Below are 12,679 nucleotides of genomic sequence, written 5' to 3' on the forward strand. Positions count from 1 at the left end.
AACTTCCAACAAAGCACCACCCCTAAGGGATGAGGGTTTTTAGATCCATACGTCATCATTATCCCTTTGGGTCAGAGAGCAAGAAGAAACACCAACTCTCCGCAAACTCACGGAGGTTTTTGCTCCCTTAACGAAAGGGATAATCCTGTAAAAGAAGCAGCAAAACGGTCATAGGCATATCTACAAATTAAAGCGGTAGCCAACGCCCCAAATCGTCTCGATATATTGCGGCTGCGAAGGGTCCTGCTCAATTTTTTCCCGAAGCTTGCTGATGTAGACGGTGACGGTGGCCAGATCGCCCAGCGAATCCATCCCCCAGATCTTCTCAAACAGATCGTCCTTGGAAAATACCCGGTTCGGATGCAACGCCAAAAAGAGCAGCAGATCGTATTCTTTTCCAGTCAGCGACAGCTCTTTGCCGTTCACCCAAACCTTCCGCGACAATTTGTCAATGCGCAAGCCACGGAGCTGCAGCTCGTCCTGGTCAGCCGGACGGGATTGGCTCGTCAGCCGCTCATACCGGGCCAAATGCGCTTTGATGCGAGCCATCAGTTCACCAACACTAAATGGTTTGCTCACATAATCGTCTGCACCTAAGCCGAGGCCGCGGATTTTATCGATGTCTTCCTTTTTCGCAGAGACCATGAGAATTGGAATATCCCTGGCTTCACGAACTTGCTTGCAGATCTCAAAACCGTCCACGCCCGGCAGCATCAGATCAAGTACAAGCAAATCGTAAGGCTCCGCAAGTGCAAGTCGAAGCCCTTCATCTCCGCTCGAAGCGATATCCGCCGCATATCCGCTTGCCTGCAAATAATCCCGCTCAACCTCCGCAATTACAGGATCATCCTCGATAATCAAGATTCTTTTCATTTCATCTCACCTCCCTTACGTGGTAGTCCTGGCACATGCCGCGGCAGCGAAAACGAGATTGTTGTCCCCACGCCAAGCTGACTGTCCGCCCGCACCATACCACCGTGCGCTTCGATAATCTGTCGAACGATCGCCAAGCCCAAACCGCTCCCGCTGCGGCCGTTTTGACTGCTCCGTGAAGCCTCGGCGCGGTAAAAGCGCTCGAACACCTTCGGCAATGCCCCCTCATTTATTCCATCTCCATTGTCTCGAAAGCGAACAAGCGCCTCGCTTGGATTCGACTCGAGCTCCAGAGTCAAGCGTTTGTCCGGCTTATTCATATAATGTAAGCTGTTATCGGCAATATTCATCAGCACTCGCTTGAGCTTATCCCGGTCAGCGGTGACGTAAAGCGGCGGTTCCGCAGAAGCAACAAACTCGACGTTCACCTCAGCAAAACGGGGATCCGCCTTCAACTCCTCACTACAGCTTTGCAGGAAGTTATACAAATCTACCGGCTCAAAATCAAAAGGCAGCCGTTTCAAATCCAGCTTAGAGAACAAGAACAGTTCCTCAATCATCCGGTCCATGTCGTCTGCTTTTTGCCCTATCATGGAGATGTATTTGTCACGTTTCTCCTCCGTATCCGCCACTCGGTCGCGCAGCCCTTCAACGCAAGCCTTGATCCCGGTGATCGGCGTCTTCAGATCATGCGAGATGTTCGACAACATTTCCTTCCGATTCTCCTCGTACTGCAACTGCAACTGGATCGAGTGCTTTAGGCGCTCGCGCATTTCCTCGAAAGCTTCGCCCACCTCGCCAAACTCATCTGTGCGCTGCATCTGAAGCGGATGATCCAGATCGCCCTCCTTGATGCGTTCCGCGGCACGTTTCAGCGTATACAGCGGACGAAGGATGCTGCGAGACACGAAAAACGTCAGTAGCAGATTGGTTAGTCCAATGATCAGCAGCAAAATCAAAAACATCAGCGGCATAAACCGCGACATTTTGCCCAGCAGCGGACTTAAATCAGACAGCAGGTAAAGCGTTCCTGCGCTCCCATCTGCAAAGGTGAAGTCTACACGTTCCGCAGTATAACGTCCGGCAACTTTGGGTTCCCTGTGCATACGCTTCATCCATTTCGCATGGCTTTCCCCCTGTTCTGCACTAATCCGGGCCAGTTCTTCTTCCAAACCCTCTTGCTCCACATTAGAGGAAGCGAAGGCCACCTGGCCGTTCCGAACAACCACAAATCCGGCTTGCAGATCCTGCAGCGTATCTCCGGTTTTGGTCAGAAACTTGAGATCGGCCAGAAGCTCGGGAGCTTGTTCCGCGACGAATTTGACACCGTTCATCCGCTCTTCGCGCTCGCTGATTTTGGCCCAAAACTCCGACAACGCATGCCCGTGGAACTGGAAGCTGCCTTTTTCGCTGTCAGCGGAGTCTCCGGCGCCAAAAAAGACACGCGTCAGCACCATTGCCATCACCATCGTGAGAAGGATCGGAATCAATACCATCGCAATATAGGATAAAATCAGTCTTAAGCGGATCGTCATTGGCGGCCGTTCCTTTCGAGAGCATTAAAATGTCTTGCGTTCAAAACGCGTTACGCTGCTTACATAAGCCATCATACTATAAGCGATCAAGATGAAAAACGATTGCAGCAACTTGCCGGTACCCGCCCCGTCTCCAAACCACAAGGTGTGCCAGTCCATATAAGCAAACGGTGACCAAATCGTAAAGATCGGGAAGATCACCGGAAGCAGCTTCATAGCCACATATACCAGGATCATCGATCCAATAGCGGCAGCGCTGTTCGCAAAAAACATCGCAATCCATACGGCGATCAGACTCAACGCCACCAGCGGCACGATCGATACTATATAGGCGATCAAGCTGTCCGTCCACTCGCTTGCCGTCAATACGGGGAACGACAATAAACTGCTAACGGCGCAAACGATCCATGCGACAACCAATATCACTGCAGCGGCTGAGCTTAACGCCAGCACCTTGGACGCGAACAGCTTGGCGCGGGTTACGGGGCGGACCAACGTAAGCTTCATCGTGCGTGCCGCGGTCTCACCTGCAAACATCTCGGCAGCTGCTATAAATAGATAGAGCGGCAACAAGTAACCCGTTAGCAAGTTCAGCGTAATTACCGATACTTGCCCGCCTAGCGCAGCGGTCAATGCGAAGGTACGTCCAAGCAGACCTAAACCCAGCGTGAGCAATATCGGAATGAGGACGGATAGGGCAAGTACCGCCCTCGTTCTTTTTCGCAGCCACAGTTTCTCCGCTTCATTATGCCAGCTGGTCAGCAGTGCGTTCATAGGTCTCTCCTCCTGGTTCAGAGCGAATCGCGTCCAAATAATACTCTTCCAGCGTCATGCCCGGCGGAACCAGCTCATAACGTCGGCCAAACTGAACCAATTCTCCGTGGTGTAGAATGCCCAAAGAAGTTACGATGGGCTCAAGATGGCTGATCATATGGCTGGAGATGAGAAAAGCAATCCCTTCTTCGCGCGCCAGCCGATCAATTGTTTGGCGAAGCTCCACCATGCCTTCGATATCCAGCCCATTGGTTGGCTCATCGAGAATGACAAGCCGCGGTTTAGGCAGCAAAGCCGCCGCCAGCGCCAACCGCTGCTTCATGCCCAGCGAATAATGTTTCGCCTTCTCATTTTGATATCGCGTCAAGCCCGTCATCTCCAGCACCTCATCGATTCGTGAAGGTGGTAACTCCGGATAGTACCGTGCGGCTTGCCGAAGGTTCTGCCTTCCGGTCATATAGTCGTACGCATCCGCCGCTTCAATGACGCACCCTACTTGGGCCATAGCCTGCTCATAGTGTGAGTCCAGATCATAGCCAAACATGCGGATATTCCCTTCATCGGGACGACATAAACTGGTGATGACTTTGAGCAGAGTCGTTTTACCGGCTCCGTTCTGTCCGAACAGCCCAACGATGTCTCCAGCTTTAATGTCCAGACTGATCCAGCCAATCCCGCGGCCGTTCCTGAACCTTTTCCGGACCCCCTGTACCTCCAAAAACGTCTCCACATCGTCAACTCCTATCGTCAGGTTTTAGTTCAAATGATGCCGGGCCGTTTGGCCCGGCATCCGGTAAGGTTATCGATGCCAACGCGGCGTATGTTCCGATCGTTCGATCACTTCAACTCGTTTTCCGGTTAAATCTACGATATCCGGGGTCGTCTGACCGAATCCGGACAGATCAAAGCTGATTTGGATGACAATCTTGTGGGCTTGACCGGCATCATCTGTACCACGAATGATGATCTGCCCTTGTTGATGCTCCACCAATTGATCCTTGTTAATGTCCGCTGCCAGACGGATGTCCTCAACCTTCACATCCTTCGTTAAGGCGGGGAAATCCAAGTCCATCAAAAGAGGATGCACCGGCATCACCGCATCGGAGGACGATCCCATTATCCCGTGACTCATCTGCGTACGGTGATCGCCTTCCGCCATCATCTTGTCGGCAGCACCCATGTGGCTGACCGCGATGGTTCCGGCCGCCTGCACGATCGCCGGAATTTGGCTGCCGCTTAAATGCAGTGAGGTTTGCTTTCCGCCGGACGGCAGCTCCTTCACCACAGCCAAATCTTTGATATTGCCCAATAAGATTTCCATGAACTGCTCAGCGTGCTGCGGCGGTTCAAAGTCCCCGTCCCCGAATCGCCGCTCCTCTTCCGGCAACTGCAGGACACGATAGGTGTCAGAATCCTCACCGACGACAAACACCATCTTTCCGTCTTGCTTATATACCTGGAACGTTTGAGGCTCCGATGCACCGGCCAACTCGATATTTGCACTCAACGCCTCCTTCCTCTTGTCCAGCTTTACCTCCAGCTTGGCGTCAACGATCGTCTTCCCGTTATCGGTCACCACGAGGCTACCTTGGTTCGTTAAGCTGGATGCAGCATGCGTATGCTTGATAGCGGCTTTATACGTTTCATACCCGTTCGTTCCAGCCATAGCGGACAACCCGCTGCCGAGCAGCAAGGCTGCTCCAATCCCGAATACCGCTCCGCGCTTGATCCATTTTGAGTTCATCTTCAACTTCCTTTCCCTTTGTTTTGTCTCACCTTCCTAAGCTTAGCCCCCGGGTCTAAATTGCTTCTAAACGAAATCTAAAAAAAGTGTAAAAAAGCCGGCTCAATGTCTATGGAAAGACATCAAGCCGGCCATGGAGTCAGTAATTATAGAGATTTTAAGATATTTCGTATGACTCAAGTGTAAAGAGGAAGATCACTGACAGATGTATTTCTACCTCTTAAAGGTTGTTTCGTCCTCAATTGTTCATCCTAGTTCCAGTTTGAACCGCCTTAGCGATTCGGTCGACTCGGTTCGTCCAGATCCAGCCGCTGTATCCGGCGGGCAGACGCTTCACGTCTTCCAATGTATCGAAGCCGCTGGAGAAATCACTGCCGTCCCCTCCGACGATAACAACACGGGTGTTTGCTCGCTCCATACGGCTTAGGAATTTATCCGGCCAGCCCCACAGCCAAGGCGCGATTTTCTCAGGGATGTGCAGCTCGGTGTTTCGGCAAGCATCAGGGATGTACCCTGTCCAGCCGGAAGCCTCATACGAGAGCAGACATTGCTTTAACGTTGCCTTGGACATGACCCGCAGGTCCGGCAGGCGCTCCTTCAAGACCGCAATGGGCAGATCGCCGCCATAAACGGTTATCCCGTCCCGCTCCTCCTTCTTTAACGTAGACAGGTATGCCGCAAGCTGCTTCCCTTCCTCGGGGTCATCACTTTTGATGTGCAGTAGCAGCGCCTTGCCGGGAAAATGCTCCACCACTTCAGGTAACGATGGCATCAGCCCAACCCCTTTGCCGCGAAACGGATACGTCTTGCCTTGATCGGCGGTATATCCGTACCCGATATCCAACATTTTCAGCTCCGCCATCGTATAGTCTTTCGTTGTGCCTTCCGCATTGGTCCGGCAATCCAACGTCCAATCATGGAACACGGCAAACTGCCCGTCCTTGGTTGGCTTCAGATCCAATTCCACCATATCAGCCCCGGCTGCAAAAGCGGCTTCCATAGATGTCAAGGTGTTCTCCAGAAACTCGTGCTCCGGTTCATATATCCGTTCCGCTGTGCACGTATCGTTCTCGATCCCCTCCATCGGGAAGGTTTGCGCCAGACCACGATGCGCCAGCAGCTTAGGTTCCCCGCCCTGAGCTGCGGTCAGATGAGGCGTATTGTTCAAGTAAACAAAAGCAATAAGGGCAAGCAATATCCATAGCGTTCTGCTTCTATATATCTTCCTGATCTTGCTCAAGCCAGTCTCCCCCGATCCTTCCTAACCCGTCCTATTCTGTCTCTAAAATATATCCGCTCCCCCGGATCGCATTGATCTGGAACGTATCGCGTCCATATTTCTTGCGAATCCGATAAATTAATGTCGTTAATTCATCGATCGTCACATCCGGTAACCCGTCAGGACCAGGATTACGGTCATACCACACCGTCTGCTTAATCTCACGGATCGTCACCAGACGGTTCGCGTGATCATGAAGCAGCTGCAGCAGCAAATATTCTTTTTCCGACATCGAAATTTTGACGCCGTTCACAATGCATTCCCGTTTCTCCCAATGGATCGTCACCGCTCCCTCGGTCGTCTCCGAATGCGTCGATTCATGTACGGGCTCAAACTCCAGCGTTTGTTCTCCAGGCGAATAAGAGAAATGCAGTACACAGGTGCCCCGCGCCAATTTCAGGATATCATTCGTTTCAAGCACATAAGGGGCATGCGGGATCATCCGGACCCCGTTCAGTTCCGTCCCATGACGGCTCCCCAGATCGTAGGCGACAGCACGGTCCCCTTCTTTCCGAATCATTAGATGTTTACGAGAAATAAAGATATTCGTAAAGGCCATATCCGGAAAACTCTCGGAAGACGTCCGACCGATTTCCGTCGTCTCTTGATCCAGGTAGATGCAGGTTCCCGGACGAAACGGGTCCCCGCGAAGAATATAAATACAGGCAAAGGTATCCATACCTAAGCTCCCTCCATTTTCTATACCATCATCATCTTATCTTAAGGGACGTCTTAAGAATATAGCAACCGCAGTGATATTATCCTCACAGCAGGCTGATTTCAACGCTCGTTTTTCAATAGTCGATTTTCTGTTATCATAGGGGGAGAACAAAAGGCGAACACCTGACGAACGGAAATTATACGAGAAAGGAATCCGTGCATGAGTTTTCAGTTAACGGAGCGCGTCATTAAATTGTTATGCGGCCGAATCGCTTACGAGCGTGGAGAAGCATATTACCGGACCGGGAAAGTGGCCTTTCTCCGGATGGACCACGGCTCCCGTGTCTATGAAGCGGCAGTGTCTGGAACCGGACACTATCATGTGTCGCTGCAAATCGATGAACACGGCGACGTGCATGCGGAATGCAACTGTCCCGCCTTCTATTCCTATAACAACTATTGCAAGCATATTGCCGCCGTCTTGCTGGGGGTTCATGACATGCTGCAAGGCGGTAAGGCGCCGGTTCGTCCGTTTCCGTCTCTGCTGCGGCAGCAGGATGACCTTCTAGATTCAATGGACGACGATCGCAATGGATCCTACGGCCTGATCCAGCGTAAACAACCTGGGGACATCCCTTCCCGCGATATCTGGATCGCCCGTGATATGATGCGCTTGTTTGAAGAGACTGCCCCGCCGCCGCTGCGGACTGGACTAAGGTTTGATCAGCGGACGCCGCTGGAGGTGGAATTAACACTCCATCCGGTGCCGTACGGCTACCGTAAGTACTTGTTCGGTCTGGAGCTGAAGATCGGCGAGAAGCGTCTGTATATCGTCAAGAACATTCGGGATTTTCTCGATAAAATCTCACGCGGCGAGCCATACAGCTTCACCAAACATTTCAACTACGACCCGGAACGTTACGCCTTTCGGCCGGAGGATGAAGCGATCCTGCAGAAGCTGGCGGAAATCCAACGCAATGAGCAGATGTTTCACGAGAGCCTCGGAGGATACTCCCTTAAATCGAATGGGGTTTCCGATCGACTGTTACCGGTGCCGCCTGTCTTTTGGGACGATCTGCTGCCGCTGCTCACCCAAGCTCCGCTCGTGCAATTGGAGCAAGATGGCCGCATCTGGCCGGGGCTTGAAGTGACAGACGGAACGCTGCCACTTAGCTTTCAACTCGGCCAAGCCGGGGACGAGAGCTATCAGTTTTCCGCCCAGGGCCTGGATGATGTTCTGGTCATGGACGTCTATGGCATCATTTTATCGGAAGGTAAGCTGATCCGCCTCTCGCCCGCGCAAACTCGCCGGCTCGCTGAATTAAAACATATGATGATTACTGCGCGGAAACCGTATATCCTGATCTCTCCAGACCAGATCGAGCCCTTTGTTGAACGGGTGCTGCCCGGGTTGACAAAGTTCGGAACTATCCACGTCGAGGAAAAGGTCGCCAGCCGTATGGTACGGACCCAGCTGAAAGCCCGGCTGTACCTTGATCGGGTTAAGGACCGGCTCCTGGCGGGCTTGGAATTCCAATACGGTGATATCGTGTTTAACCCCTTGGATGATCATGGTCCCAAGCGAGGTACGGATTTAATCTTGCTGCGCGATACTGAGAAGGAACGGGAGATTATAAATCTGTTGGATTCCGGCTACATGACCCGAACCGAAAGCGCCTATTTCCTCGATGATGAGGAGGCGGAATACGAATTTCTGTATCATGTCGTGCCAGAACTGGAGAAGCTCGTGGACATATATGCTACCTCGGCAGTCAAGACCCGGCTCATCACCGACCTTCGACCGCCGAAAATATCCGTGGAGCTCGACGAGCGTACGGATTGGCTGGAGTTTCGCTTCAGCATGACCGGGATCGGTGAATCGGAAATCCGCGGATTGCTTCAGGCACTGGAGGAGAAGCGCAAATACTACCGGTTGCCAAACGGTGCATTAATGCCGCTTGAAAGCGAGGAGTTTCAGGAGATCGTCAAGTTCCTGAACGAATTTGGCTTGCGCCAAAGCGATATCCGCGGGCCGGAATTCCGTGTACCGGTGATCCGCGGATTGCATATCCAGGAAGACCGTGGACAAGGCCCAGTGAAGCTGGGCAAAGCGTACCGCGAGTTGCTGCATAACCTGCAGCATCCCAGCCACCTGGACTTTCCGGTGCCGCCACAGCTCTCCGATGTACTTCGCGACTACCAGGTTTACGGTTATCAGTGGCTTAAGACACTGGCCTACTATCGCTTCGGCGGCATTCTTGCCGATGATATGGGGCTTGGAAAGACGCTGCAAAGCATCGCTTATCTCATATCGGTGCTGCCGGAGATCGCCGAATCTGGACAGCCAGCGTTGATCGTCTGCCCTGCTTCCCTGGTGTACAACTGGCGGAACGAGCTGACGAAATTCGCACCAAACATTAAGGCGGTAATCGCCGACGGAAGTAAAGCTGAACGGGTGCGAACCTTGCGCGAGGCGTCGCAAGCGGATGTAGTGATCACCTCCTATCCACTGCTGCGCCGCGATATTGAGCAGTTCGCTGAACTGACGTTCCATACACTGATTTTGGACGAGGCTCAAAGCTTCAAAAATCACGCCAGCCAAACGGCCCAAGCCGTGAAGAGCTTGCAAGCCAAGTACCGGTTCGCCTTAACCGGCACTCCGGTAGAGAACTCGCTGGAAGAGTTATGGTCGATTTTTAGCGCCGTCTTTCCAGAGTTATTCCCTAGTCGCCAGGCGTTTAACGATTTGTCCCGGGAGACGGTAGCCAAACGCATCCGCCCTTTCGTCCTGCGCCGGCTGAAAACCGACGTGCTGAAGGAGCTGCCGGAAAAAATCGAGTCCCTTCAACCTTCTGAGCTGCTGCCTGAACAGAAGAAGCTGTACCTGGCCTACCTGGCCAAGCTGCAGCAGGAGACGCTTAAGCATTTGGATGACGACACGTTCGGGCAGAACCGTATTCGCATTTTGGCTGGCTTAACCCGGCTGCGCCAGCTATGCTGCCATCCGGCCTTATTCGTTGACGGCTATGACGGCGGTTCAGCGAAGTTTGACCAACTGATGGAAATGATCGAAGAATGCCAAAGCGCCGGCAAACGCGTACTGATCTTCTCCCAATTTACGGAGATGCTCGGATTGATTGGCCGAGAGCTGGGCTACCGAGGGTTGCCTTTCTTTTATCTCGATGGGAAGACGCCAGCTGCCGAACGGGTAGAGTTATGCGATCGCTTTAACGACGGGGAACGCGATTTGTTTCTCATCTCGCTGAAGGCCGGAGGCACTGGCCTGAACTTAACCGGTGCGGATACCGTCATTCTTTATGATCTATGGTGGAATCCCGCGGTCGAGCAGCAGGCGGCGGACCGGGCTTATCGGATCGGGCAGAAGAATATCGTACATGTCATTCGCATGGTTGCCCAAGGCACCGTGGAAGACAAAATGTACGAGCTGCAGCAGAAGAAAAAGCACCTCGTCGAAGAGGTGCTGAAGCCTGGACAAGAGGCCATTTCCGCGCTGACCGAGCAAGAAATTCGCGAAATCTTGATGATCTAATCTGTAACTTAAAAAAGGGATCGAAAAGCGCCGAATCATTTCGGCAGTTCCGGTCCCTTCTTCATTTCACTGACCTGTCACTTCAAACTCGTAAAGGGAATACCCGTAAGGTGTCCCCCGCTCGATGCCATACATGCGGACATATCTTGCCGGCTGCGGCGAAAGCGGGATTTCATCAAGTCCTCCATCTCCGCTTGAAGTCGAATATACTTCCTGCCAATGCTCTGGCGCTCCGCTGTCCGTGGAGATTTCAATCTTGTACCGCTTGGCGTATGCCACCTCCCACCGCAGCTTGACGCCGGTGATTTGATGTACGGCACCCAGATCAACGTAAATCCATTCCGGATCGGTCCCCTCGCGACTGGCCCAGCGCGTCATCTGGTTGCCGTCTATCGCCTTGTCCGGTTCAAACCCCACGCCTTCCATTGTGCTGGATACCGCTGTTTTATTCAGGGCCAGATTCGGAGCTTCCGGTACAGTTGCCCCGCCGGGCTTCCACCAATTCCCCGATAGGAACAGCAAGTTCAGCAAATTGTAGGTATCGCTGAAGTAATCCTCTTTCTTATTCTTCATCCAGTCCCAGCCCGCATTCACCCAAGCTTGATGATTGGAATTCGCCGTTCCCGCCGAGATGAACGGAGCGACAAATACCGCTGTGGCATAATTTCCTATGGCTGTGCCGTCCAGCTTGTAGCCATTTTTGATATTTGCAGGTGCACCGCCGGTTTTCGTTTTGATCCAGCTCACCATTTTGTCGGCGAGCGCTTTCGCTCTGGTATCGCCGTATAACGCATAATCCATAACGATGCGCAGCGGTACACGGCTTGCATTATAGTAATATTGATTCGTTTCTTTGAACTCATCCAGATACCACTCTGGCGCAGGTCTTGGCGGGTTACCCACCACAAAGTCAGAGATCAGTCCGGTATTCGGAGAATATGTTGCGCTAAACTGTTGATACACGTCGTACAAATGATCTATCACATGAATCCAAGTCTCATCCCCTGTGACCTCATAAAAAGCGCGCAAATGACTGAGCATCCAGTCCGACGGCCGCGTATTCAGCGCATCCTTACCGTCCCAATCTCCAAGATTAAGCCGATTACCAGATGTAACATAGCTTGCTTTAATGCCGTCGGTAATCATTTTTTTCGCTTCTTGCAAATAGTTGATCGCCCCGCCCGAGCCCCACTGGTTGTGAGCTAAAATCAACGAATAAGCGATGTCCAAATCACCGTCGGTAGCTGACCCAAAATGGCCTTGAGCGGCTTTGCTGTCCGCTACTACCCAACCCATCAAGTTCGGATTTCCGCTGCTCTTATATGTACGTGCCGTCTTAAACAATCCGTCATAAATCGTCTTGGCGTTCGGATCATAACCTGCCATCAGCACGGTGATGATCATGCCGTAGCCCTGACCTTCGGAGGAACCAAGCGCGGTAAACCCGTCGGGATCTCCCGTAATATTGCCCTTCACATAGTAACCGCCCGGCAAAGAAGACAAATTGTTGCGAAGATAAGTCGCTTTCCAATAATCGTAATATGACGCCACAGCCTGATTCATCGCGGCTTGGGTGACGTGGCTTGGCTTGATGATTCCCGGATAGCTGATCTGCTGCGGGAACGGCTTCATTTCCCCTGCGGCGTTGGCGGGAGCAGCCGATGCAACGGCCCCAAACGTGGTGGCTATAAAGAAACACAGCAAAACTAGACAAACCTTTTGAAGCTTCATCATCATTCCTCCTCAAAGCGAAAGTGGAGAGCCTGTCTTTCGTTAAGCGACTTCGGAGTTGCAACGAATGAAACGCAAGGATGTCCCAATTCCTATTTTATTCCAGCTTTTTATAAATATAAACTAATTTCTACAGGTCTGAAACATGAAATCACCGTGATCGGGATAACCTATGGAAGGTAATGACTACTACCGAGAGAATCACTTAAGGAGGATCAGCATGGAGCATCAAAATCAACAAGCCCGCGATGAGGCTGAACTGCGTAACAAATTAAATGAGCAAGGGGATTCACTAGCGGAGAAGAAGAAGATTGAAAACGGCGTGGACATCGAGCCGGAAGCCGATGAATGGGTGGCCAAGCCGGTGCCGTTCACCGATACAGATTCCGCGAAATAACCTTCCTCTTCCGTTGATCATCCGCAGGGTTCCTTGATGGAGCCGCTGCGGATATTTTATTATCCACCAACGCTTCCCAGACGACAGGATAATGAAGTTTTAGCACGAATATCATGGTACAGAGGTTGATTTGAAA

At 52.1% G+C, this 12,679-nt stretch carries 10 protein-coding genes and 1 pseudogene; 2 read left to right on the forward strand and 9 right to left on the reverse strand.

Translation table 11 applies throughout. The features are described from left to right. Positions 1–180: 180 nt before the first annotated feature. The 7 genes from PBA01S_RS04580 to PBA01S_RS04610 all read right to left on the reverse strand — a co-directional run bounded on the left by PBA01S_RS04580 (position 181) and on the right by PBA01S_RS04610 (position 6,884). The gene (locus PBA01S_RS04580; protein WP_028538851.1) at positions 181–873 is read right to left on the reverse strand and encodes a response regulator transcription factor; all 693 of its coding nucleotides are present in this window, start codon (positions 871–873) and stop codon (positions 181–183) included. Further along, complete coding sequence (locus tag PBA01S_RS04585; protein ID WP_028538850.1) at positions 870–2,408, reverse strand: sensor histidine kinase; 1,539 nt, start codon at positions 2,406–2,408, stop codon at positions 870–872. Before PBA01S_RS04585 ends, PBA01S_RS04580 begins: the two co-directional genes overlap by 4 nt. A 24-nt stretch (positions 2,409–2,432) precedes the next feature. Continuing rightward, positions 2,433–3,182 (reverse strand): ABC transporter permease, encoded by a 750-nt coding sequence (locus PBA01S_RS04590; protein ID WP_028538849.1) that lies wholly within the window; start codon positions 3,180–3,182, stop codon positions 2,433–2,435. Further along, positions 3,154–3,912 (reverse strand): ABC transporter ATP-binding protein, encoded by a 759-nt coding sequence (locus PBA01S_RS04595; protein WP_127575439.1) that lies wholly within the window; start codon positions 3,910–3,912, stop codon positions 3,154–3,156. The genes PBA01S_RS04590 and PBA01S_RS04595 overlap by 29 nt, the downstream gene beginning before the upstream one ends. A 69-nt stretch (positions 3,913–3,981) precedes the next feature. Continuing rightward, positions 3,982–4,926, reverse strand: a complete 945-nt coding sequence (locus tag PBA01S_RS04600; RefSeq protein ID WP_127575440.1) for a hypothetical protein — start codon at positions 4,924–4,926, stop codon at positions 3,982–3,984. Positions 4,927–5,164: 238 nt separating this feature from the next. After that, on the reverse strand, positions 5,165–6,166 hold the full coding sequence (locus tag PBA01S_RS04605; RefSeq protein WP_127575441.1) for a glycerophosphodiester phosphodiesterase family protein: 1,002 nt from the start codon (positions 6,164–6,166) through the stop codon (positions 5,165–5,167). A 31-nt stretch (positions 6,167–6,197) separates the two neighbouring features. After that, positions 6,198–6,884, reverse strand: coding sequence for an FHA domain-containing protein (locus PBA01S_RS04610; RefSeq protein ID WP_028538845.1), 687 nt, complete (start codon positions 6,882–6,884; stop codon positions 6,198–6,200). 201 nt (positions 6,885–7,085) lie between these two features. Between PBA01S_RS04610 and PBA01S_RS04615 the strand changes: the two genes are divergently transcribed. Beyond that, complete coding sequence (locus tag PBA01S_RS04615) at positions 7,086–10,415, forward strand: DEAD/DEAH box helicase (protein ID WP_127575442.1); 3,330 nt, start codon at positions 7,086–7,088, stop codon at positions 10,413–10,415. Positions 10,416–10,481: 66 nt separating this feature from the next. Here PBA01S_RS04615 and PBA01S_RS23050 read toward each other — a convergent pair whose 3' ends face one another. Then, positions 10,482–10,874, reverse strand: a complete 393-nt coding sequence (locus PBA01S_RS23050) for a discoidin domain-containing protein (RefSeq protein WP_341860322.1) — start codon at positions 10,872–10,874, stop codon at positions 10,482–10,484. A gap of 30 nt (positions 10,875–10,904) precedes the next feature. Then, positions 10,905–12,152, reverse strand: a pseudogene (locus tag PBA01S_RS04620) (family 8 glycosyl hydrolase); the annotation flags it as partial. A gap of 214 nt (positions 12,153–12,366) precedes the next feature. Here PBA01S_RS04620 and PBA01S_RS22680 point away from each other — a divergent pair. Beyond that, positions 12,367–12,543, forward strand: a complete 177-nt coding sequence (locus PBA01S_RS22680; RefSeq protein WP_016312251.1) for a hypothetical protein — start codon at positions 12,367–12,369, stop codon at positions 12,541–12,543. Positions 12,544–12,679 lie beyond the last annotated feature (136 nt).

The sequence above is a fragment of the Paenibacillus barengoltzii NBRC 101215 genome (assembly GCF_004000745.1).
GTDB classification, from domain to species: domain Bacteria; phylum Bacillota; class Bacilli; order Paenibacillales; family Paenibacillaceae; genus Fontibacillus; species Fontibacillus barengoltzii.